Source organism: Roseovarius sp. (assembly GCF_040223625.1).
Classification (GTDB): domain Bacteria; phylum Pseudomonadota; class Alphaproteobacteria; order Rhodobacterales; family Rhodobacteraceae; genus Roseovarius.
The window spans coordinates 34,873-58,525 of sequence record NZ_JAVKFX010000006.1 but is presented as its reverse complement, the minus strand read 5'-3'; the positions used below and the strand labels follow the sequence as shown (position 1 = coordinate 58,525).

Annotated in this window: 18 protein-coding genes; 13 read left to right on the top strand and 5 right to left on the bottom strand. The window is 65.3% G+C overall.

Annotated elements, in window-relative coordinates; all coding sequences use genetic code 11:
• Position 1: 1 nt before the first annotated feature.
• The 11 genes from rpsK to RLN94_RS01785 all read left to right on the top strand — a co-directional run bounded on the left by rpsK (position 2) and on the right by RLN94_RS01785 (position 14,127).
• Positions 2 to 403 (top strand): 30S ribosomal protein S11, encoded by a 402-nt coding sequence (gene rpsK / locus RLN94_RS01835; protein ID WP_300895682.1) that lies wholly within the window; start codon positions 2 to 4, stop codon positions 401 to 403.
• Positions 404 to 518: 115 nt separating this feature from the next.
• Positions 519 to 1,535 carry a DNA-directed RNA polymerase subunit alpha gene (locus RLN94_RS01830; RefSeq protein ID WP_350158830.1) on the top strand — a complete coding sequence of 339 codons (1,017 nt, stop codon included), beginning with the start codon at positions 519 to 521 and terminating at the stop codon, positions 1,533 to 1,535.
• Positions 1,536 to 1,707: 172 nt separating this feature from the next.
• The gene (rplQ, locus tag RLN94_RS01825) at positions 1,708 to 2,127 is read left to right on the top strand and encodes a 50S ribosomal protein L17 (protein WP_350131053.1); all 420 of its coding nucleotides are present in this window, start codon (positions 1,708 to 1,710) and stop codon (positions 2,125 to 2,127) included.
• 401 nt (positions 2,128 to 2,528) lie between these two features.
• The gene (locus RLN94_RS01820) at positions 2,529 to 3,599 is read left to right on the top strand and encodes a 3-deoxy-7-phosphoheptulonate synthase (protein WP_350131052.1); all 1,071 of its coding nucleotides are present in this window, start codon (positions 2,529 to 2,531) and stop codon (positions 3,597 to 3,599) included.
• Between the two features lie 112 nt (positions 3,600 to 3,711).
• A complete protein-coding gene (locus tag RLN94_RS01815; RefSeq protein WP_350131051.1) occupies positions 3,712 to 5,088 on the top strand; it encodes a trypsin-like peptidase domain-containing protein in 1,377 nt (458 codons plus the stop codon).
• A 4-nt stretch (positions 5,089 to 5,092) separates the two neighbouring features.
• Positions 5,093 to 6,403, top strand: a complete 1,311-nt coding sequence (locus RLN94_RS01810; protein ID WP_350131050.1) for a replication-associated recombination protein A — start codon at positions 5,093 to 5,095, stop codon at positions 6,401 to 6,403.
• A 311-nt stretch (positions 6,404 to 6,714) separates the two neighbouring features.
• Positions 6,715 to 8,325, top strand: coding sequence for an ABC transporter substrate-binding protein (locus RLN94_RS01805; RefSeq protein WP_350131049.1), 1,611 nt, complete (start codon positions 6,715 to 6,717; stop codon positions 8,323 to 8,325).
• Positions 8,326 to 8,569: 244 nt separating this feature from the next.
• Positions 8,570 to 10,180 carry an ABC transporter substrate-binding protein gene (locus RLN94_RS01800; protein ID WP_350131048.1) on the top strand — a complete coding sequence of 537 codons (1,611 nt, stop codon included), beginning with the start codon at positions 8,570 to 8,572 and terminating at the stop codon, positions 10,178 to 10,180.
• Positions 10,181 to 10,378: 198 nt separating this feature from the next.
• Positions 10,379 to 11,335 (top strand): ABC transporter permease, encoded by a 957-nt coding sequence (locus tag RLN94_RS01795; protein WP_350131047.1) that lies wholly within the window; start codon positions 10,379 to 10,381, stop codon positions 11,333 to 11,335.
• A 12-nt stretch (positions 11,336 to 11,347) separates the two neighbouring features.
• Positions 11,348 to 12,412, top strand: a complete 1,065-nt coding sequence (locus RLN94_RS01790) for an ABC transporter permease (RefSeq protein WP_350131046.1) — start codon at positions 11,348 to 11,350, stop codon at positions 12,410 to 12,412.
• Between the two features lie 2 nt (positions 12,413 to 12,414).
• On the top strand, positions 12,415 to 14,127 hold the full coding sequence (locus RLN94_RS01785) for an ABC transporter ATP-binding protein (RefSeq protein ID WP_350168455.1): 1,713 nt from the start codon (positions 12,415 to 12,417) through the stop codon (positions 14,125 to 14,127).
• A gap of 82 nt (positions 14,128 to 14,209) precedes the next feature.
• Here RLN94_RS01785 and RLN94_RS01780 read toward each other — a convergent pair whose 3' ends face one another.
• From RLN94_RS01780 to RLN94_RS01765, 4 genes are all read right to left on the bottom strand, one after another.
• On the bottom strand, positions 14,210 to 14,332 hold the full coding sequence (locus RLN94_RS01780; protein ID WP_350131044.1) for a hypothetical protein: 123 nt from the start codon (positions 14,330 to 14,332) through the stop codon (positions 14,210 to 14,212).
• A 143-nt stretch (positions 14,333 to 14,475) separates the two neighbouring features.
• Entirely contained in the window at positions 14,476 to 14,598 is a 123-nt protein-coding gene (locus tag RLN94_RS01775) for a hypothetical protein (protein WP_300895694.1), read from the bottom strand.
• A 212-nt stretch (positions 14,599 to 14,810) separates the two neighbouring features.
• Positions 14,811 to 18,119 carry a carbamoyl-phosphate synthase large subunit gene (carB, locus tag RLN94_RS01770; protein WP_350158833.1) on the bottom strand — a complete coding sequence of 1,103 codons (3,309 nt, stop codon included), beginning with the start codon at positions 18,117 to 18,119 and terminating at the stop codon, positions 14,811 to 14,813.
• 184 nt (positions 18,120 to 18,303) lie between these two features.
• Positions 18,304 to 19,554, bottom strand: coding sequence for a class I SAM-dependent methyltransferase (locus RLN94_RS01765; RefSeq protein WP_350131042.1), 1,251 nt, complete (start codon positions 19,552 to 19,554; stop codon positions 18,304 to 18,306).
• Between the two features lie 262 nt (positions 19,555 to 19,816).
• On the opposite strand from RLN94_RS01765, the gene aspS reads away from it, so the two are divergent.
• On the top strand, positions 19,817 to 21,598 hold the full coding sequence (gene aspS, locus RLN94_RS01760; RefSeq protein WP_350131041.1) for an aspartate--tRNA ligase: 1,782 nt from the start codon (positions 19,817 to 19,819) through the stop codon (positions 21,596 to 21,598).
• 15 nt (positions 21,599 to 21,613) lie between these two features.
• Here aspS and RLN94_RS01755 read toward each other — a convergent pair whose 3' ends face one another.
• Positions 21,614 to 22,090: a hemerythrin domain-containing protein gene (locus RLN94_RS01755; protein ID WP_350131040.1), complete on the bottom strand. Its 477-nt coding sequence runs from the start codon at positions 22,088 to 22,090 to the stop codon at positions 21,614 to 21,616.
• Positions 22,091 to 22,338: 248 nt separating this feature from the next.
• On the opposite strand from RLN94_RS01755, the gene RLN94_RS01750 reads away from it, so the two are divergent.
• Positions 22,339 to 23,640 (top strand): DUF1800 domain-containing protein, encoded by a 1,302-nt coding sequence (locus RLN94_RS01750; RefSeq protein WP_350131039.1) that lies wholly within the window; start codon positions 22,339 to 22,341, stop codon positions 23,638 to 23,640.
• The last annotated feature ends 13 nt before the right edge of the window (positions 23,641 to 23,653 follow it).

Genomic DNA, 23,653 nt, shown 5'->3' with positions numbered 1-23,653 from the left:
TATGGCACGTGATACCCGCCGCGGCGCACAGCGCGGCAAGAAAAAGGTCTCGAAGAACATCGCCACCGGCGTGGCGCATGTGAACAGCTCCTTCAACAACACCAAGATCCTGATCTCGGACGTGCAGGGCAACGCGATCGCATGGTCGTCGGCCGGCACGATGGGCTTCAAGGGCTCGCGCAAGTCGACCCCCTATGCCGCCCAGATGGCCGCAGAGGATGCAGGCCGCAAGGCGCAGGAACACGGCATGAAGACCCTCGAGGTCGAAGTGCAGGGCCCCGGTTCGGGCCGTGAAAGTGCCCTGCGCGCGCTGGCCGCTGTCGGTTTCAACATCACCTCGATCCGTGATGTGACCCCGATCGCGCATAACGGCTGCCGCCCGCCGAAGCGCCGCCGGGTCTGATCTTCACGATTATCGGTGGGGCCGCGTGTTCATTCACGGCCCCATTCCGTCATTTTAAACCTCGGGCGTTCTTGGCCTTCGGACATGGGGCCGAGAACAGGAATGGAGGGACCGCATGATCCACAAGAACTGGGCAGAACTGATCAAGCCGACGCAGCTGGAGGTGAAGCCGGGCAACGACCCGCTGCGCCAGGCCACCGTCGTGGCCGAACCGCTCGAGCGCGGCTTCGGTCTGACCCTCGGCAACGCGCTGCGCCGCGTGCTGCTGTCGTCGCTTCAGGGCGCCGCGATCACCTCGGTGCAGATCGACAACGTGCTGCACGAATTCTCGTCGGTGGCCGGTGTGCGCGAAGACGTGACAGATATCGTCCTGAACCTCAAGGGCGTGGCCCTGCGCATGGAAGTGGAAGGGCCCAAGCGCCTGTCGATCTCGGCCAAGGGGCCGGGCGTCGTCACCGCCGGCGACATTTCCGACAGCGCGGGCATCGAGATCCTGAACAAGGATCACGTGATCTGCCACCTCGACGAGGGCGCCGGCCTGTTCATGGAACTGACCGTGAACCAGGGCAAGGGCTATGTCGCCGCCGACAAGAACAAGCCGGAAGACGCGCCGATCGGCCTCATTCCGGTCGACGCGATCTATTCGCCGGTCGTCAAGGTCAGCTATGACGTGCAGCCCACCCGCGAGGGCCAGGTGCTGGACTATGACAAGCTGACCATGAAGGTCGACACCGACGGGTCGGTCACGCCGGACGACGCGGTGGCCTATGCCGCCCGCATCCTGCAGGACCAGCTTTCGATCTTCGTCAACTTCGAGGAACCCGAATCCGCCGGCCGCCAGGACGAGGATGACGGGCTGGAGTTCAACCCGCTGCTTCTCAAGAAGGTCGACGAGCTGGAGCTTTCGGTGCGCTCGGCCAACTGCCTGAAGAACGACAACATCGTCTATATCGGCGACCTGATCCAGAAGACCGAAGCCGAGATGCTCCGCACCCCGAACTTCGGCCGCAAGTCGCTGAACGAGATCAAGGAAGTGCTCTCGGGCATGGGCCTGCATCTCGGCATGGATGTCGAGGACTGGCCGCCGGACAACATCGAGGATCTGGCGAAGAAATTCGAAGATCAGTTCTGAGGAATTGATCTTCGCCCCGGGCCTGGCCCGGGGCCTCGCGGGCCGGGCCGTTCGCGAGGAGGTCACGAGGTCCCGGGTCACGCCCGGGACAGGCCCCAAGGAGAGCCGGTGACACGCATCGCCGGCCGGACAAAGCAAAACCGCCCGTAGAGGGCAAATAGGAGTAAGAAACATGCGTCACGCACGAGGCTACCGCCGCCTGAACCGCACCCACGAGCACCGCAAGGCGCTGTGGGCGAACATGGCCGGCTCGCTCATCGAACACGAACAGATCAAGACCACCCTGCCCAAGGCGAAAGAGCTCAAGCGGGTGATCGACAAGCTCATCACGCTGGGCAAGCGCGGCGACGTGCATGCGCGCCGCCAGGCCGCCGCCCAGCTCAAGCAGGACATCCACGTCGCCAAGCTGTTCGACGTGCTGGGCCCGCGCTACAAGGAACGCTCGGGCGGTTATGCCCGCGTCCTGAAGGCCGGCTTCCGCTATGGTGACATGGCGCCGATGGCGATCATCGAACTGGTCGACCGCGACCTCGACGCCAAGGGCAAGGCCGACAAGGAGCGCGTCGCGCTCGAGGATGCCGACGAAGAATAAGAAACCGCCCTTCCGGGCTCGTTTCCACCCCCCGCTGACACGCTCGGCGGGGTTTTAATTTTGCCCACCCCATTTTTCTTCTGGCTAAAAGTATCCCAGGGGGTCGCAATTGTCGCGCCATTGGTCCGAGAGACAATGGCGACGGGGCTGGCCCCCCCGGGTAACGGCCCCGGGCGCCAACGCCCGAATTTTTCGCGTGACATGGCCACCCGACCCCGCTAGCCTGCCCCCCATGACACGCACCTTTGCCGCATTCTGGTATTTTTATGCTCCGAGCCATATGGCGGCGGGAAGGGTCTGCGCGTTCTGACACAACGTTGACAGTGACACACCAAACCGAACCGCCCTCACCGGCGGTTTTTTCATGTCACCGCCGGGGGCCAGCCCGAAGGACCGATCCCATGGCGACGACGACCCAGAACCTCCGCATCACGAAGATGCACGAACTTCTCTCTCCCGCGACGGTGCGCGCGCGGCATCCCGTCAGTGACCCGGCCGCGCAGACCGTGCAGGAGGGCCGCGACGCGATCCGCGCCATTCTCGACGGGCGCGACGACCGGATCGTCGCGGTGGTCGGGCCCTGCTCGATCCACGATCCGGTGGCGGCGGTCGAGTATGCCGGCCGGCTGCGTACCCTGCGGGACGAGCTGTCGGATGCGGTGGAGGTGGTCATGCGGGCCTATTTCGAGAAGCCCCGCACCATCGGCGGCTGGAAGGGGCTGATCAACGATCCGGGCATCGACGGCTCGTTCCGCATCAACGAGGGGATCGAGACGGCGCGCACGCTTCTGCTGCAACTGGCCGAGATGGGCTTGCCCGTGGGGACGGAGTTCCTCGATACCACGGTGCCGCAATACATTGCCGACCTCGTGGCCTGGGGCGCCATCGGGGCGCGGACGACGGAAAGCCAGATCCACCGCGAGATGGCTTCCGGCCTCAGCTGCCCGGTGGGGTTCAAGAACGGCACCCGCGGCAACGTGCAGATCGCCATCGACGCGGTGCGCTCGGCCGCGCAGCCGCATCATTTCATGGGGCTGACGGAGGAGGGGCAGGCGGCCATCGTCGGCACCGGGGGCAATGCGGATTGCCACGTCATCCTGCGCGGCGGGGGCGGCACGAATTACGATGCGGCCTCGGTCGAGGCGGCCTGCGCGAAGATGGTGAATGACGGTTTGCGGCCGCAGGTGATGATCGACGCGAGCCATGCCAATAGCGGCAAGGATCCGGAGCGGCAACCGGAGGTGCTGCGGGAGATCGGCGCGCAGGTGGCGGCGGGTGACGCCCGGATCACCGGGGTGATGGTGGAAAGCCACCTTGTCGCAGGGGCCCAGAAGGTTGGGCAGGGGCCGCTGGTCTATGGCCAGTCGATCACCGATGGCTGCCTTGGCTGGGAGGACACGGAAACCGCGCTGCACGGTCTGGCCGACGCGGTGCGTGCGCGGCGGGGCGGGCTGGCCCGCAAGGCGGGCTGAGCCACGCCCGGGCCGGGCCCTGCAGCGGGGCCCGGCGACCTTCATGACAGCTTGCAATCCGCCCGCCGGCCCAGCATATCAGAGGGGCAGCCGAGCAGAACGGAGGGCGGGAATGCGTTGGATACTGGTCATCTGTCTCCTCCTCGCCGGCCTGTCCGCCCGGGCCGAGATGCAGGTGCCGACCAGCCAGATCGAGATCCAGACCGGTTTCGTGCCGGTGGTGAAGAAGGTCTCTCCGGCGGTGGTCAACATCTATGCCCGCCGGGTGGTCAGCGTGCAGAGCCCGTTTTCCAGCGACCCGTTCTTCCAGGACCTGTTCCGCGATTTCGGCACGCCACGGCAGCGGGTGCAGAACAGCCTTGGCTCGGGTGTGATCCTCGGAAAAGACGGGATCGTGGTGTCGAATTACCACGTGGTGGGGGAGGCGACGGATATTCGCGTCGTGCTCAACGACCGGCGGGAGTTTTCGGCCAAGGTGCTTCTGGCCGACGAGGAGAGCGACCTTGCCATCCTGCAGATGGAGGACGCCCGCGACATGCCGGCGCTGACGCTGCGGGACAGCGATACCGTGCAGGTGGGCGAGCTGGTGCTGGCGCTGGGCAACCCGTTCGGGGTGGGGCAGACGGTCAGCAGCGGGATCGTCTCGGGGCTCGCCCGGTCGGGCACCGCGACCGGCAACGCGCGGGGCTATTTCATCCAGACCGATGCGCCGATCAATCCCGGCAATTCGGGCGGCGCGCTGGTCGACGTGAATGGCAGCCTGATCGGCATCAACACCTCGATCCTCAGCCGCTCGGGCGGATCGAACGGGATCGGTTTCGCCATCCCCTCGCGGCTGGTGTCGCAGTTCGTGGCGCAGGCGCGCGACGGCAAGAGCGCGTTCGAGCGGCCATGGGCCGGGATGGATGGCCAGCCGGTGACGGCGGATATGGCCGAGGGGCTGGGGCTTTCCGCGCCGGGCGGCGTGGTGATCTCGCAATTGCACCCGGCCAGCAGCTTTCTCGAGGCGGGCTATCAGCCGGGCGACGTGATCACCGCGGTCGAGGGGCATGCGGTGAACACCCCGGCCGAGATGATCTTTCGCATGTCGGTGACCGGCATCGGGGCGGAGGCGCGGATTGCCCATGTCCGCAACGGCGAGGCGGGGGAGGCCACCGTGCGCCTGATCGCGGCGCCGGACGTGCCGCCGCGCGGGCAGCGCACCACGGGGCGGGACGCGGCCATTCCCGGCATGGTGCTGTCGACGGTGAACCCGGCGGTGATCGGGGAATATGGCCTGCCGCTGACGGCGCAGGGCGTGGTGGTCGACGACCCCGGCCAGATCGGGCTGCGCGCCGGGCTTCGGGCGGGGGATATCCTGCGCGGGATCAACGACGTGACGGTCGAGAGTGCGACCGAGGCCGAGGCGGCGCTGGAGGAGGCGCGGCGGCACCTCTTCCTCGACGTGCAGCGCGGCACCCAGCGCATGACCATGCGGTTCCGGTTGTAAGCCGATGAGCGACCTGTTCGACACCCAGCCCGAGGCCCTGCCCGACACTGCGCCACGCCCGCTGGCCGACCGGCTGCGGCCGCGCAAGCTGTCGGACGTGATCGGGCAGCAACAGGTGCTGGGGCCGGAGGGGCCGCTGGGGGTGATGCTGGCCTCGAACAGCCTTGGCTCGCTGGTGTTCTGGGGCCCGCCGGGGGTGGGCAAGACCACCATCGCAAGGCTTCTGGCGGACGAGACCGACCTGCATTTCGTGCAGATCAGCGCGATCTTTACCGGCGTGCCGGACCTGCGCCGGGTGTTCGACGAGGCCAAGCACCGCCGTGCGAACGGGCAGGGCACGCTGCTGTTTGTCGACGAGATCCACCGGTTCAACAAGGCCCAGCAGGACAGTTTCCTGCCGCATATGGAGGATGGCACCATCCTTCTTGTCGGCGCCACCACCGAGAACCCCAGCTTCGAGCTGAACGCCGCGTTGCTGAGCCGGGCGCAGGTCTTCGTGCTGGAACGGCTGTCGCTGGCCGACCTGGAGCTGCTGACGCAGCGGGCCGAGGCGGAGATCGGCAAGCCGCTGCCGCTGGACGGCCCGGCGCGCGAGGCGCTCTTGGAGATGGCCGATGGCGACGGGCGGGCGCTGCTGAACCTGATCGAGCAGGTGGCGGCGTGGAAGACCGACGGCAAGCTCGACGTCAAGGGCCTGACCTCGCGCTTGATGCGTCGGGCGGCGAAATACGACAAGAGCGGGGACGAGCATTACAACCTGATCTCGGCGCTGCACAAATCGGTGCGCGGGTCCGACCCCGACGCCGCGCTTTACTGGTTCGCGCGGATGCTGGAAGGGGGCGAGGACCCGCGTTACCTGGCCCGGCGGATCACCCGGATGGCGGTGGAGGATATCGGCCTGGCCGACCCGCAGGCGCAGACCCATTGCCTGCACGCGTGGGAGGTCTACGAGCGGCTGGGCAGCCCCGAGGGGGAACTGGCCATCGCGCAGGCGCTGACCTACCTGGCGCTGGCGCCCAAGTCGAACGCGGCCTACAATGCCTACAAGGAGGCCCGCCGGCAGGCCCAGAAAACCGGCAGCCTGTCGCCGCCCAAGCATATCTTGAACGCGCCCACCAAGTTGATGAAGGAACAGGGTTACGGCAAGGGTTATGCCTATGATCACGATGCCGAGGACGGGTTTTCGGGGCAGGATTACTTCCCCGAGGACATGAAGCGCCCGGTGCTCTACCAGCCGGTCGAGCGCGGCTTCGAACGGGAGCTGAAGAAGCGGGTGGACTATTTCGCCAAGCTCCGGACCAAGCGGAACGAGTGAGGCCGGCCGGGCCGGCGGATACCACCGCCGCGTCAGGAAGTGTCGTTTTTTGACCACCCGGTCGGAACAGGGCCGGGGCGGGGCGGAGGCGCCGCGACGTCACCCGCTTTCACAGCGGGCCCTATCCATGCGGCTTTCTTCAAAAAATCGTGGAAAGGCAAACTCCACACTGGAAGACTCGCCGATTTCGTGTTTTGCTATCAATATGTCGCATTCAAGCCGCCCGAAAACCTTCAAGGGAGAGAAGCTTTGACGGTGATGCCGCAATCCTGCGGTCCGTACGACATGATGAAGAATTCCAGGGAGACAATATGACCAAGAGAACAGATCAATTCATGATTGATCGGCTCGCCGAAGCCGCCCGTCAGGGCAAGATTTCGCGCCGGTCCTTCATGAACTATTCGCTGGCCGCCGGCATGTCCGCGTCGGCCGCAACCGGCCTCTGGACCACCAAGGCCAGCGCCCAGCCCAAGAAGGGCGGCACCTTCAAGGTCGGGATGCATGACGGCAACTCGTCGGACACGCACGACCCCGGCCAGTACGTGTCGCGGCAGCAGATCTACCTCGCGCACCAGTACCGCAGCTACCTGACCCTGATCGAGCCCGATGGCTCTCTCGGTCCGGACCTTGCCAGCGACTGGTCAGCGAACGAGGATGCGTCGGTCTGGACTTTCGAGATCAACCCGGATGCGTCGTTCCACAGCGGCCGGCCGGTGATGGCCTCCGACGTGGTCGCCTCGCTCAACCACCACCGCGGCGAGGAAAGCACCTCGGCGGCCAAGTCGCTTCTGACATCGGTCACCGACGTGCAGGCCGATGGCGACCACACCGTCGTCGTCACGCTGGAAAGCGGCATCGCCGACCTGCCGTGGCTGATGACCGACTATCACCTCGCCGTCTGCCCCGGCAACGAGGATGGCAGCATCGACTGGCAGTCGGGCGACGGCTCGGGCCCCTACAAGATCGACCAGGGCGAATGGGGCGTCAGCTGGAAGCTGAGCCGGCATGACGGCTGGCACCTCGAAGGCGCCTATTTCGACAATGTCGAGATGCTGGTGCTGAACGACCCGAACGCGCGCCAGACCTCGCTGGTCACCGGCGATGTCGACGCGGTCTCGCTCATTGACATCAAGACCTCGTCGCTGCTGGAACGCGACCCGAACATCGAGATCGAGAACGTGCCCTCGGCCGCCGCGATTACCATGCCGATGTTCTGCGACACGGCGCCGTTCGACGATGTCAACGTGCGCAACGCGCTGAAACTGTCGATCGACCGCAACGAGATCATCGAGAAGATCGCCTTCGGCGCGGCCACGATCGGCAACGACTTCCACCACTCCCCGGCCCAGCCCTACTGGCCCGAGGATATCGAACAGCGCGAATACGACCCGGACCAGGCCAAGTCGCTGCTGAAGAAGGCGGGCGCCGAGGACCTGACGGTCAGCATCTCGACCGCCGACAGCCTGTTCTCGGGCGCGGTCGACATGTGCGTTCTGTATGCCGAGCAGGCCAAGCAGGCCGGCATCACCGTCAAGGTCGTGCGCGAGCCGAACGACGGCTACTATTCCGATGTCTGGCTGAAGAAACCGTTCTGCGCGGTGTCCTGGGGCGCGCGTCCCACGCCCGACGTGATGTACACGCTGGCCTACAAGTCCGACGCCGACTGGAACGAGAGCCGCTGGCAGAACGAGGAGTTCAACGAGCTTCTGCTGAAAGCCAAGTCCGAGCTCGACGACAGCCTGCGCGCCGAGATGTACCACGACATGGCGATCCTCGCGAAGGACGATGGCGGGACGATCATCCCGATGTTCAACAACTTCGTCTATGCGCGCCGCTCCAACGTCAAACGTGGCGACAACCTTGCCGCAAGCTGGGAGCTTGACGGCGCCCGCGCCCCGAGCCGCTGGTGGTTCGAGGACTGATCATGCAAGGGCCCGGCGCCATGTGCGCCGGGCCTGCTCATTCGGCCGCGCCGGCGGCCCAAGACGAAAGAAGAAAAGGGGATCAGGACCGACAGCACACGACAATCGAAGAATCCGGTCTTCGTACGGCCTCTGAACGATATGCCCTTTGCGGCATGGGGGAAGGCACCGGACCAGAATGACCAAGAATAACCCGGCATCGACCGGGAAGAAGTCCAACAAGACGACATACCAGGGAGAAGATATGACAAAGAAACCCGATCAGATGATGATCGACCGGCTTGCGGATGCTGCCCGCGAAGGCAAGATTTCCCGCCGCTCGTTCATGAACTATTCGCTGGCCGCGGGGATGACCGCCTCGGCCGCGACCGGCCTCTGGACCACCTCTGCCAAAGCCGAGCCGCAAAGCGGCGGCCATTTCCGCCTCGGCGCCCATGACGGCAACACCTCCGACACGCATGACCCGGGCACCTACCTTTCGTTCTCGATGATCCAGGTCGCGCATACCTTCCGCAGCTACCTGACCCTGATCGAGCCCGATGGCTCGCTCGGGCCGGACGTGGCGACCGAATGGTCGGCCACCGAGGACGCGAAGGAGTGGACCTTCAAGCTGAACGGGGACGCCACGTTCCATTCCGGCAACAAGGTCACGGCCAATGACGTGATCGCCTCGATGAACCACCACCGCGGCGAAGACAGCACCTCGGCGGCGACCGCGCTGCTGACGGATGTCGAGGATATCGTCGACAACGGCGACGGCTCGATCACCTTCAAGCTGGCCTCGGGCAACGCCGACCTGCCGTGGCTGATGACCGACTATCACCTGGCCATCTGCCCGGCGAACGAGGACGGCTCGATCGACTGGAAATCGGGCGACGGCTGTGGCCCCTACAAGCTCAACAATGCCGAGTTCGGCGTCAGCTACGAGTTCGAGCGGCACGAGGACTGGCACCTGGAAGGCGCCTATTTCGACAGCGTCACCGTGACCGTGCTCAACGACCCCAACGCGCGCCAGACCGCGCTGGTCACCGGCGATCTCGATGCCGTCACGCAGATCGAGCTGAAGACGCTCGCCCTGCTGCAGCGCGACCCGAACATCGAGATCGACCAGGTCGCCTCGGCCGCCGCGATCACCATGCCGATGTTCTGCGACGTGGCGCCGTTCGACAATGTCGACGTGCGCAACGCGCTGAAACTGTCGATCGACCGGCAGGACATCATCGACAAGATCGTCTTCGGCACGGCCACGATGGGCAACGATTTCCACCATTCGCCGGCCATGCCCTACTGGCCCGAGGATATCGAACAGCGCCCGTATGACCCCGACCAGGCCAAGTCGCTGCTGAAGAAGGCGGGGATGGAAGACCTCACCGTCGAGATCAGCGTCGCCGACTCGGTCTTCTCGGGTTCGGTCGACATGTGCGTGCTCTATGCCGAACACGCCAAGGCGGCCGGCATCAATATCAAGGTCAAGCGCGAGCCGAACGACGGGTACTATTCCGACGTCTGGCTCAAGAAGCCGTGGTGCTGCGTGCAGTGGGGCGCGCGTCCGACGCCGGACGTGATGTACTCGCTGGCCTACAAGGACGACGCGGCCTGGAACGAAAGCCACTGGCAGAACGAGCGGTTCAACGAGCTGCTGCGGATGGCCAAGTCGGAGATCGACGACACCAAGCGGGCCGAGATGTACCGCGAGATGGCGATCCTGGCGAAGGACGATGGCGGCACCGTCATCCCGTTCTTCCCGGATTTCGTCTATGCCCGCCGCAAGAACGTCAAGCATGGCGAGGATCTTGCCCCGAGCTGGCAGATGGACGGCGCCCGCGCCTGCAGCCGCTGGTGGTTCGAAGGCTAGAACGACACGACCGGCCCCGGCGCAGATGCGCCGGGGCTTCACCGTCCGGGCCAAGGCGCCACGCCCCGGCCCGGACCCACAGCCGAGGCGGGTCATTCACATAGTCATACCCAGCCCGCCACGGCCAAAAATATCTGTATACCCGGCCACCCGGACAGCCATGAGCGCGGGACCACGGGGCAACAGCAGGAGGGACAGATGGGAGACATACTTGGGCTCGTTGGAAGACGGCTCGGGCTGGGGCTGATCATTCTACTGATCATCTCGGTCATCATTTTCTTCATGGTCGAATTGCTGCCGGGCGACATCGCCCAGGCCGTGCTCGGCCAGGGGGCCACGGAAGAGAACCTGCGCGCGCTGCGCCGGGAGATGGGGCTCGATCAGCCGGCGATCATACGGTATCTCGACTGGCTCAGCGGGGCCGTCATGTTCGACTTCGGCAACTCGATCGTCACCGGCGAATCCGTCGCCCGCACGATCAGCGACCGATTCATGAACACGCTCTTCCTCGCGGCCTATGCCGCGGTCATCGCGGTGCCGGTCTCGATCGTCCTCGGCGTGATCGTGGCGCTGCTGCGCAACTCGATCTTCGACCGCGTGGCCAACGTGGTCTCGCTGTCGTTCATCTCGTCGCCGGAATTCTTCCTGGGCTACATCCTGATCCTCTACTTCGCGGTCACCTGGGGCATGTTCCCGGCGATCTCGAGCCTGAGCGAGGGGATGTCCTTCCTCCAGCTTCTCGAGCGCACGTTCCTGCCGGCGCTGACGCTGGTGCTGGTGGTGATGGCGCACATGATGCGGATGACGCGGGCGGCGATCATCAACCTGCTGGCCTCTCCCTATATCGAGATGGCCCGCCTCAAGGGCGCGCCGCCGTGGCGGGTGATCGTCAAGCACGCCCTGCCGAACGCCTGGGCGCCGATCATCAACGTGGTCGCGCTGAACCTCGCCTACCTGATCACCGGCGTGGTTCTGGTCGAGGTGGTCTATGTCTATCCCGGCATCGGGCAGGCGCTTGTCGACGCGGTGTCGAAGCGTGACTTCCCGGTCGTCCAGGCCTGCTGCCTGATCTTCGCGGCCACCTTCATCCTGCTCAATCTCGCAGCCGATGTGGGCGCCATTCTCACCAACCCGCGTCTGCGGCATCCGAAGTAAGGGGGCAGTTACATGAGCTGGTTTGTAATCGGATATTACACGCTGCTTCTGGGCGGTTCCTGCCTTGCAGCTTACTTCAACAAGAGAGCGGCCTTCCTGCTGCTGTTCTCGCTGACGCTGGTGTCCTTCGTTCTGGGGATCATCGGCGGCACGGGCGCGCTTCGGGGGGTGGCCATCTGTGCCGGCGTCCTGGGTCTGGCGGCGATGGTGTCCTATGCCTTCCGCGAGTTCCTGATCGCGCTGGCCTCGGAAGAGATGGCCAAGGAGCTGCGCACCGCGCCGCTGACGGCGGCCTTCGGGATGTTCGTCATCTTCACCTACGCGGTGATGGGCATCTTCGCCCCGCTGATCGCGCCCTATGGCGAGGCACAGGTGATCGCCTCGGCCTTTGCGCCGGCCGACGAGAACATGCTGCTCGGCGCCGACCAGCTGGGCCGCGACATGTTCAGCCGGATCGTCTATGGCACGCGCAACTCGGTCGGGCTGGCCCTGTCGGCGACGCTGGCGGCGTTCTTCTTCGGGGCGCTCGCCGGGCTTCTGGCGGCCACCAAGGGCGGCTGGTTCGACCAGTTCATGGGCCGGTTCGCCGACGTGATCATGTCGATCCCGTCGCTGATCTTCGCGCTGCTGATGCTGTCGATCTTCGGGCCGCAGATCATCGTGATCATCGTTGCCGTGGCCATCATCTACGCGCCGCGCGTCTTCCGCCTGACACGGGCGGTGGCGGGCAACGTCGTGGTGATGGACTATATCGAGGCGGCGAAGCTGCGGGGCGAGGGCACGTGGTACCTCATCCGCAAGGAAATCCTGCCCAACTCGACCGCCCCCCTGGTGGCCGAGTTCGGGCTGGAATTCTGCTTCGTGTTCCTGCTGGTGGCGGGCCTGTCGTTCCTCGGCCTCGGCATCCAGCCGCCCACGGCGGACTGGGGCTCGATGGTGCGTGAGAACGCGACCCTGATCTCGTTCGGAGACATAACGCCGCTCATACCGGCGGCAGCCATCGCGCTGCTGACGGTGGCGGTCAACTTCGTGGTCGACTGGATGCTGTTCCGGTCCTCGGGCCTGAAGGAGAGATAACAATGGCGACCAAGTTCAAGGAAAGCGATGTCCTTCTCAAGATCCGGGACCTGAAGATCCAGGGCTACACGGACGAGACGTGGATCGACATCATCAAGGGGGTCGACCTGACCCTCCACCGCGGCGAGGTGATGGGCTTGATCGGGGAATCCGGTGCCGGCAAATCCACCATCGGCGCGGCCGCCATGGGCTATGCCCGTGACGGCACGCGCATCTCCGACGGCTCGATCGAGTTCGACGGGATGGAGCTGACCACCGCCAGCGAAAGCGAGAAGCGCGCCCTTCGGGGCTCGCGGATCGCCTACGTGGCGCAATCGGCGGCGGCCTCGTTCAACCCGGCGCACAAGCTGATCGACCAGCACACCGAAGCGCCGGTGCAATACCGCATCAAGAAACGGATGGAGGCGCAGGAGGACGCGGTGGAGCTTTACCGCCGCCTGCGCCTTCCCAACCCCGAGGAGATCGGCTTCCGCTACCCGCACCAGGTGTCGGGCGGGCAGCTTCAGCGGGCGATGACGGCGATGGCCATGTCCTGCCGGCCCGACCTGATCATCTTCGACGAGCCGACCACCGCGCTTGACGTGACCACCCAGATCGAGGTGCTCGCGGCCATCCGCGACATCGTCGACCAGTTCAACACCGCCGCGATCTACATCACCCACGACCTTGCGGTCGTGGCGCAGATGGCCGACACGATCAAGGTGCTGCTGAAGGGCGAGGAGGTCGAGGAGGCGCCCACCAAGGAGATGCTGGAAAGCCCGAAGGAGGACTATACCAAGTCGCTCTGGGCCGTCCGCAGCTTCAAGCGGGATCAGAAGTACCGGCCCAAGGACGCCACGCCGCTCATCTCGGTGCAGAATATCGACGCCTCCTATACCGGCGGGGCCAAGGTGCTGGATGACGTGTCCTTCGACATCTACGAGGGCATGACCGTGGCGGTCGTGGGCGAATCCGGTTCCGGCAAGTCGACCACCGCGCGGGTGATCACCGGGCTGCTGCCCCCGTCCAAGGGGCAGGTGCTGTTCAAGGGAGAGCCTTTCCCGCCCTCCTACAAGGACCGCAGCCGCGACCAGTTGCGCCAGTGCCAGATGATCTACCAGATGGCCGGCACGGCGCTGAACCCCAAGGTGCGGATCTCCGAGATCATCGGCCGGCCGGCGCAGTTCTATTCGGGCCTGTCCGGCGCGGCGCTCAAGAACCGGGTGGACGAATTGCTCGACCTGATCGAGCTGGAACCGTCGAAGTTCTACAACCGCTTCCCGCCAGAGCTGTCGGGCGGGCAGAAGCAGCGGATCGGCATCGCCCGGGCGCTGGCGGCGGAACCCACCTTCATCGTCTGCGACGAGGTGACATCGGCGCTCGACCAGCTTGTGGCGGAGGGCATCCTGAAGCTGCTCGACCGGCTGCAGAACGAGCTGAACCTGGCCTACATGTTCATCACCCACGACCTTGCCACCGTGCGGTCGATCGCCGACGAGGTGGTGGTGATGCAGCACGGCAAGGTGGTCGAGCAGGGGCCCAAGGACGACATGTTCACGCCCCCGCACCACCCCTATACCGACCTGCTGCTCAGCTCGGTGCCCGAGATGGACCCCGACTGGCTCACCACGCTGCTGGAAGAGCGGGGCGTCGACAACGTGGGCGATGCGGCCTCGGCCAAGATCGACCCGGGCGACGAGAAGGTCGAGGGCAGCGATACCGAGAAAAGCGGCTGACGCTGACGGCCTGACACAAGCAAGAACGGCGGAGGGTCACCCCTCCGCCGTTTCGCATTCAGTACCAGATTTTTGCTGATCGTCAGCCGATGATCCACATGGCAGAGCCCACCATCGACGCCACGATGAGGCCATAGACGATCACCACCGATTGCCAGGTTGCGCTGTGCATGCGCAGTTCGCGGTTCAGTTCGTCACGTGTCATTCTCAGCTTCCTTCCCGGAACGGGGGACAGCACGATGCCGTCCGGGGTGTCAAACTACAAACGCCGCGCGGTAGATACCGCCCGGCGCCTTTTCGGTTGTGAAGAGCGTGGTCCCGGGCGCGGAGGAAGCGCCCGTCCTGCCTTTATGCGGTGATGGCCATTGCCGAGAGCACCAGCGTACCGACGAGCAGACCGTATACCAGCACAACCGACTGCCAGGTGGCACTATGCATACGAAGTTCGCGGTTCAGTTCATCGCGGGTCATGTCCAGCCTCCTGGGTCTAGAGTGGGTCAGGTCCGAGTCGCGTTACGCTGCGGCTCATAGCCCGCATATAAGGCGCAAGCGGATTCGCGCAACAGAAATGAAGATTAAAATCTATGCAATTCCCGCATACCCGCCCAGACCGCCGGTCATGGCTGTGGATAACGCCAAAAAATACTGTGTTCGCAAGGGCTTGCGTTTTTAGTGCCGTCGCGTCAAGCGGCGGTCTTGCCGGGCCCCTGTAGCGCCATTACCACAAGATCGCCCTCGTCGCGGGCCTTCATGGCCATGGCGGCGGCATGGGCGGCGGCGGCGGTCGTGTAGTAGGGGATCTTGTCGTAGAGCGCAACCGAGCGAATCTCGCGGCTGTCCTCGACCGCCTGCGCGCCCTCGGTGGTGTTCATCACCAGCGCGATCTGCCCATCCTTGAGCATGTCGACCACGTCGGGCCGTCCCTCGTAGACCTTGTTGACCACCTCGCAGGCGATCTCGTGCCCTTCGAGGAAGGCCGCGGTGCCGCGGGTCGCCACGATCTCGAAACCCATGTCCACCAGCGTCTGCGCGGTCTCGACCAGTTGCGGCGTCTTGTCGGCATCCTTGATCGAGAAGAACACCTTGCCGCTTTCGGGCAGCACCGCGCCCGCGCCCATCTGCGCCTTGAGGAAGGCGCGGGGGAAGGACACGTCCCAGCCCATCACCTCGCCGGTCGAGCGCATTTCCGGCCCGAGGATGGTGTCGACACCGGGGAAGCGGGCAAACGGCATCACCGCTTCCTTGACCGAGAACCACGGCATCGCCGGGTCGGCCAGCGTCATCTGGTCGGCCATGGGCAGGCTGCCGGGCTTGGCATCGGCGGGGTAGGGGCCGCGGTTGGGGAAGGCATCGAGCGTCTCGCCCGCCATCAGCCGCGCGGCGATGGAGGCGATGGCACTGTCGGTCGCCTTGGCGACGAAGGGCACGGTACGGCTGGCGCGGGGGTTCACCTCGATCAGGAAGATCTCGCCTTCCTTCACGGCGAACTGCACGTTCATCAGCCCGCGCACGCCCAGCTCCAGCGCCAGCGCCTCGGTCTGGCGCTTGATCTCGTCGATCGTGTCCTGCGCCAGTGAATACGGCGGTAGCGAGCAGGCTGAATCGCCCGAGTGCACGCCCGCCTCCTCGATATGCTGCATGATGCCCGCCACGTGCACCCGCGTGCCGTCGCAGAGCGCGTCCACATCGCATTCGATGGCGCCCGACAGGTAGCCATCCAGCAGCACCGGGCTCTTGCCCGAGACCACGACCGCTTCCTTGATGTACCGCTCCAGATGGGCCATGTCGCGGACGATCTCCATCGCCCGGCCGCCCAGCACGTAGGAGGGGCGGATCACCAGCGGGAAGCCGATGCTGTCGGCAATCTCCAGCGCCTGTTTGTCGCTCGAGGCAATGCCGTTCTTCGGCTGCCGCAGCCCCAGCTTGTTGACCAGCGCCTGAAACCGCTCGCGATCTTCCGCAAGGTCGATGGCGTCGGGCGAGGTGCCCAGGATCGGGATGCCCTCGGCCTCGAGGTCATTGGCCAGCTTCAGCGGCGTCTGCCCGCCGAACTGCACGATCACCCCGTGCAGCGTGCCGTTCTCCTGCTCGACCCGCAGGATCTCCATCACGTGCTCGAAGGTGAGCGGCTCGAAATAGAGCCGGTCCGAGGTGTCGTAGTCGGTCGACACGGTCTCGGGGTTGCAGTTGATCATGATCGTCTCGTAACCCGCATCGGTCAGCGCGAAACAGGCGTGACAGCAGCAGTAATCGAACTCGATCCCCTGCCCGATCCGGTTCGGCCCGCCGCCGAGGATAACCACCTTCTTGCGGTCACTGGGCCGCGCCTCGCATTCCACCTCGCCCATCATCGGGGCCTCGTAGGTGGAATACATGTAGGGGGTCTGCGCCTCGAATTCGGCCGCGCAGGTGTCGATCCGCTTGAAGACGGCGGTGACGTTCAGCGCATGGCGCGCCCGGCGCACCTGCCCCTCGGTCCGGCCCGTGAGGGCGGCGAGCCGGGCATCGGTAAAGCCCATCATCTTGAGCGACCGCAGCCCGTCCTCGTCGACTGGCAGGCCGTCCTTGCGCACCCGCTCCTCGGCCTCGACGATCTCGCGGATGCGGGCCAGGAACCAGGGGTCGTACTTGGTGGCGTTGAAAATCGCGTCATCCGACAGCCCGTGGCGCATCGCCTGGGCGATGGTGCGCATCCGGTCCGGTGTCTGCAGGCTGAGCGCCTTGATCACGGCGGCCTCTTCCGGCGCGCCCTCGATCTCGACCTCGTCGAAGCCGGTCAGGCCCGATTCCATCGAGGCCAGCGCCTTTTGCAGCGATTCGTGGATGGTGCGGCCAATCGCCATCGCCTCGCCCACCGATTTCATCGCGGTGGTGAGGTAGGGCTGCGAGCCCGGGAACTTCTCGAAGGCGAATTTCGGGATCTTGGTGACGACATAGTCGATGGTGGGCTCGAAGCTGGCGGGCGTCACCTTGGTGATGTCGTTGTCCAACTCATCGAGCGTGTAGCCCACGGCCAGCTTGGCGGCGATCTTGGCGATGGGGAAACCCGTGGCCTTCGACGCCAGCGCCGAGGAGCGCGACACGCGCGGGTTCATCTCGATCACGACCATCCGGCCGTCATCGGGGTTGATCGCCCATTGCACGTTCGAGCCGCCAGTCTCGACCCCGATCTCGCGCAGCACGGCGATGCTGCCGTTGCGCATGATCTGGTATTCCTTGTCGGTCAGCGTCAGCGCCGGGGCCACGGTGATCGAATCGCCGGTATGCACGCCCATCGGATCGACGTTTTCGATCGAGCAGACGATGATCGCGTTGTCCGCCTTGTCGCGGACGACCTCCATCTCGTACTCCTTCCAGCCCAGAAGCGATTCGTCGATCAGGATCTGGCTGACGGGTGAGGCATCGAGCCCCGACTTGCAGTAATATTCGTAATCGTCGCGGTTATAGGCCACGCCCCCGCCGGTGCCGCCCAACGTGTAGGCAGGGCGGATGATCGCCGGCAGGCCCACGGTATCCAGCGCCGCCATCGCCTCTTCGAAATTGTTGGCGATCGTCGCGGCGGGGTTCTCGATGCCCAGCCGGTCCATCGCCTCGCGGAAGAGCTTGCGGTCCTCGGCCATCTCGATGGCCTCGCGGTTGGCGCCGATCAGCTCGACCCCGAACTTGTCCAGAACGCCCATATCGGCAACGGCCAGGGCGGTGTTCAGCCCGGTCTGCCCGCCCATGGTGGGCAGCAGGGCGTCGGGGCGTTCCTTCTCGATGATGCGGGCCACCACCTCGGGCGTGATCGGCTCGATATAGGTGGCGTCGGCCAGGCCCGGATCGGTCATGATCGTGGCGGGGTTCGAGTTCACCAGGATCACCCGGTAGCCTTCCTCGCGCAGGGCCTTGCAGGCCTGTGCGCCGGAATAGTCGAACTCGCAGGCCTGCCCGATGATGATGGGACCGGCGCCGATGATCATGATGGACGAGATATCGGTTCTCTTCGGCATTTTCTTTCCCCGGGGCAGCGCAAATTGTTGGCGGTTATATCCATCACGCGCCTCTGTGCAAGGGGGATCGCCCAAGCGCGCCCGGATGGCCATTTTGCGGCCACGCCCTTGGGCCCCGCGCCTCCGTGGCGGGGGCTGTGAACAGGTCTCACGAGGCGCGCCTGCAAGGGCGCGACGCGTGGCGCTACTCCGCCGCGTGGCGCAGGTCGTCCTTCTCGTCTTTCCCGTCCTTCTCGTCCGGGCAATACAGGTAATCCCGCGTCAGCGGCACCGCGTCCTGCTGCTTGGTGAGCTGGAACTGGAACACCACCTGCCGGTTGTGGCGGAACGTCATCTCGCAGGCGATCAGGTAATAGCGCCACATCCGGCAGAACCGCTCGTCATACAGCTCCCGCGCGCGGTCGATATTGGCCATGAACCGGTCGTGCCAGTGGCGCAGCGTCTCGGCGTAATGCAGGCGCCAGACCTCGACATCTGTGGCGAACAGGTCCTGGTTCTCGATCGGCCGCATCGCCTCCGACAGGGCCGGGCAGTAGCCGCCGGGGAAGATGTATTTCAGGATCCACGGGCTGGTGGTGCCCGGCGGGTCGGACCGGCCGATCGTGTGGATCAGCGCGATGCCGTCATCCTTCAGAAGCTCCCGGACATTCCGGAAATATTCCTCGTAATGCGGAATGCCCACATGTTCGAACATGCCGACCGAGACGATCCGGTCGAACTGGCCCTTCACGTCGCGGTAATCCATCAGCTCGAACTTGCAGCGGTCGGCCAGCCCGGCCTCCTCGGCGCGCCGGTTGGCCATGTTGTACTGCTCGGTCGAGAGGGTCACGCCGGTGACCTCGGCGCCGTAATCGCGCGCCAGCGTCAGGCCCATGCCGCCCCAGCCGCAGCCGATATCCAGCACCTTCATCCCCGGCTCGATCAGCAGCTTGCCGGCGATATGGTGCTTCTTGGCCGCCTGTGCCTCCTCGAGCGTCATGTCGGGGCGGCTGAAATAGGCACAGGAATACTGCCGGTCGGCATCGAGGAACAGGTCGTAAAGCTCGCCCGACAGGTCATAGTGATGCGCCACGTTGGCGCGCGACCGGCCCACGGGGTTGAATTGCTGCAGGTAGCGCATCATGTGCCGCCCGAGCGCCAGCGGCTTGCGGAACCACGGGTCGCCCTGCATGCCGACGTTGCGGATGGCCAGTTCGAGGAAGCCGGACAGGTCGTCGTTCTCGATGGTCAGGCGCGCGTCCATATAGGCCTCGCCCACCGCCATGTCGGGCGACATGATGATTTTCCGGGGCAGGGTCGGGTCGTGCAGCGTGACCGAGATCGGCTTGCCGGTCCCGTCGCCATAGCGCCGTGTCGTGCCGTCAGGAAAGGTAAGCCGAAAATCGCCGACATGCATGAGATGGGTGAGAAACCCATCGAAAATCTTGTCCCACATGTTTCACCCCATCTTGGTCTTGCGGATCTGCGCCCACCCACGGCGCCCTGGCGCGATGTAGTAAAACCTGCCCAAAAACATCCGGTTCCCCCGGCTTTCTGCTCGCTATCCGGTATTTTCGCCGAAAATCATGTACCTGTAAACGATTTTGCAACCTTTCTGTGGCGGCTGGCCGGGCAGCGCCCCTTGACTTTGCCGCCCCGGCCATGTGTATCGGCGCGGATCGAGAGCAAGGGCCGCCCGGGCCCGGTGAGAGGGTATCATGCACGCATTCCGCAGCCACACCTGCGCAGAACTGACCAAGTCGAACGTGGGCGAGACCGTCCGCCTGTCGGGCTGGGTGAACCGCATCCGAGATCATGGCGGCGTTCTGTTCATCGACTTGCGCGACCATTACGGCATGACCCAGGTGCTCTGTGATCCCGACAGCGCGGTGTTCTCGCAGGTCGAAAAGGTGCGCTCGGAATGGTGCATCCGCATCGACGGCGAGGTGAAGGCGCGCGACGAGAGCCTGATCAACCCGCGCATCACCACCGGCGAGATCGAGGTCTATATCCGCGACATCGAGGTGCTGGGCGCCGCGGCCGAACTGCCCCTCATCGTCTTCGGCGACCAGGAATACCCCGAGGAAACCCGCCTTCGCTATCGCTACCTCGACCTCCGCCGCGAGGCGATGCAGCGCAACATGACGCTGCGCTCCGACGTGGTCGCCTCCTTCCGCCGCCGCATGTGGGAGAAGGATTTCCGCGAGTTCCAGACGCCGATCATCACCGCCTCCTCGCCCGAGGGCGCGCGCGACTTCCTCGTGCCCTCGCGCCTGCACCCGGGGAAATTCTACGCCCTGCCGCAGGCCCCGCAGCAGTTCAAGCAGCTGATCATGATGTCGGGCTTCGACAAGTATTTCCAGATCGCGCCGTGCTTCCGCGACGAGGACCCGCGTGCCGACCGCTCGCCCACCGATTTCTACCAGCTCGACATGGAAATGAGCTTCGTCACCCAGCAGGACGTGTTCGACACCATCTCGCCCGTCATCGCGGGCGTGTTCGAGGAGCATGGGCAAGGCGCCAAGGTCGACGACCCGTCCAGCTGGCCGCAGATCCCCTACAAGGAAGCGGCGCTCAAATACGGCACCGACAAGCCCGACCTGCGCAACCCGATCGAGATGCAGGACGTCTCCGAGCATTTCCGCGGCTCGGGCTTCGCCATCTTCGCCAAGCTCTTGGAACAGGACGGCACCGCAATCCGCGCCATCCCGGCGCCCACGGGCGGCAGCCGCAAGTTCTGCGACCGGATGAACAGCTTCGCCCAGAAAGAGGGCCTGCCGGGGATGGGCTACATCTTCTGGCGCGACCAGGGCGAGGGGATGGAAGCGGCCGGCCCGCTGGCCAAGAATATCGGCCCCGAGCGCACTGAAGCCATCCGCGAACAGCTGGGTCTCGGCGTGGGCGATGCCGCCTTCTTCCTCGGCGGCAAGCCCTCGGCCTTCGAGCGCGTCGCCGGCAAGGCCCGCGACGTGATCGGCGAGGAGCTGAACCTCACCGAACAGAACCGCTTCGCCTTCGCCTGGATCGTCGACTTCCCGATCTACGAGAAGGACGAGGAGACCGGCGCCATCGACTTCGAGCACAACCCCTTCTCGATGCCGCAGGGCGGGATGGAGGCGCTCGAGGGCGACCCGCTCGCCGTCAAGGGCTACCAGTACGACCTTGCCTGCAATGGCTACGAGATCGTCTCGGGCGCCATCCGCAACCACAAACCGGAGATCATGTTCAAGGCCTTCGAACTGGCCGGCTATGACGAGGCCGAGGTGCGCAAACGCTTCGGCGCCCTCGTCAACGCCTTCCAGTACGGCGCGCCCCCGCACGGCGGCTGCGCGGCGGGCATCGACCGCATCGTCATGCTGCTGGCGGGCACCTCGAATATCCGCGAGGTCATCATGTTCCCGATGAACCAGCGCGCCGAAGATCTGATGATGAACGCACCGTCCGAGCCGACCTCGGATCAGCTGATGGAGCTGGGGTTGCGGGTCATTCCGCAGGAATAGATCGCGACTGCGGGGTCAATCCTCCAGGCTGTCCTCGCGCTTCTCCTCGATCAGCCCGCGCTCCTCTTTCTTGCGCTTGAGGAAGCGGTCGCCGAACGCCTCGTCCTCGCCCGCGTCGAAAACCTCCCTGGCGCGGGCGAAGACGTCTTCCTCCTCCTCGTCCATATGATGCTCGTAATCGTGCTTCAGCGTCTCGAAGCGCTGCAGCCACCCCGAGGATGACATGTCCTTCTCGTTCAGCTCTTCCAGGATATCGTCCATCTGCTGATGCTCGTGCACGGAATGACGCGCGGCATCCTGGCCCCAGGTCTTGTTCATCAGCTTGGAATAGAACGTCTCCTCCTCGGCGGCGGCGTGCGATTTCACGTCCTCGTAGAAGGTGGTCCACGCCTTGCGGCGCTCCTCGCTGTCGCCGGAGGTATCGGCGATCCGGTCCAGCAGCTTGCGGTGGGTGTCGTGGTCATCCTGGATGGCATCGTAGATCGACGGCATGTCTGGGTCCCTTGCATTATGTCAAAAACGTACCAACGCAGAGCCTTCGGCGGAGTTCCGCACGCCGCCGCGTCAGCCCTCACAAAGCTGCGACGGAAGGTGAAACGCCGCGCGTTCCATGCTATGTAAGACCCGACATTTCGCCCTTTTCCGAGCCCTGCCCATGAGCTTTGATCCCGAACGCGCGGCCATCCGCTTTGGATGCGGATTGTCGCCGCGCATCGCCCCCCCCTGAAAGCGCCGAGGCGATGCTGTCGCAGCTCTCGGGCCGCGACCGCGCGGCCGAGGCCTTCCCCGTTCCCGGCTTTCAGGCGGCGGTGGCGCATTACGTGGCGATCCGCGCGGCGCGCAAGGCCCAGAAGGCGGCGAAGACCGAGGCCGAGCTAGAGAAAAAGCTGACGGCCCGGAAGAAGGTCACACGCGAGATGACCCGCGACGGAAGCCGCTGGTTCGCCAGCACCATGCTGCGCCGCGCGCTGACCGAGGACGGGTTCCGCGAGCGGCTCGTGGCCTTCTGGTCGGACCATTTCACCGCCTTCGAACAGGGCGGCCCGCTGCGGTTCAGCCATGTCACCTATGCCGAGGAGGCGATCCGCCCCCATGTCGCCGGCCGCTTTGCCGACCTGCTGCGCGCCTCGGCGACCCACCCGGTGATGCTGCGCTATCTCGACCAGGCGCGCTCGTCGGGGCCGAACAGCCGGGCGACCGAGAAGAACGAGAAACTCGGCGGCCTGAACGAGAACCTCGCCCGCGAGATGCTGGAGCTGCACACGCTCGGGGTCGACGGCCCCTATACCCAGGCCGACGTGCGGCAACTGGCCGAGCTGCTGACCGGGCTGAGCTACCGCATGAAGACCGGGTTCGAATTCCGCCCCAACCAGGCCGAGCCCGGCGCCGAAACCGTGTTGTCGGTGGAATACGGCGGCAAGAAGGCCCGGCTCGAGGATATCTACGCCGCCTTCGAGGATCTCGCCCGCCATCCGGCCACCGCCCGGCACATCGCCCGCAAGCTGGCGGTGCATTTCGTCTCCGACCGGCCCGACGAGGGGCTCGTCGATGCCATGGCCGCGCGATATGCCGACACCGACGGCAGCCTGCCCGAGGTCTATGCCGCGATGCTCGAACATCCCGCCGCATGGGCCGACCAGCCCGGCAACATCAAGCAGCCGGTGGATTTCATAGGCTCCAGCCTGCGCGCGCTCGACGTCGTGCCGCGCGCCATGCCGGCGGGGAAATACGGGCCGATGCGCAAGATGTTCTTCACGCCGCTGCAGCTGATGGGGCAGGACTGGGGCCGCCCCGCCGGACCCGACGGCTGGACAGAGCAGGACGCCGAGTGGATCACGCCGCAGCGCCTGTCGGCCCGGCTGATCTGGAGCATGACCGTCCCCTACGAGCTGCGCCGCGCCTTGCCCGACCCGCGCGACTTCGTCGAGACCGCCCTTGGCCGCCGCGTGCCGGAAGAGGTGCGCTTCGCCGCCCGCGCCGCCGAAACCCGGGCCGAGGGGATCGGCATCGTGCTGGCCTCCCCCGCCTTCCAGCGCATGTAGCAAGGACCGTTGC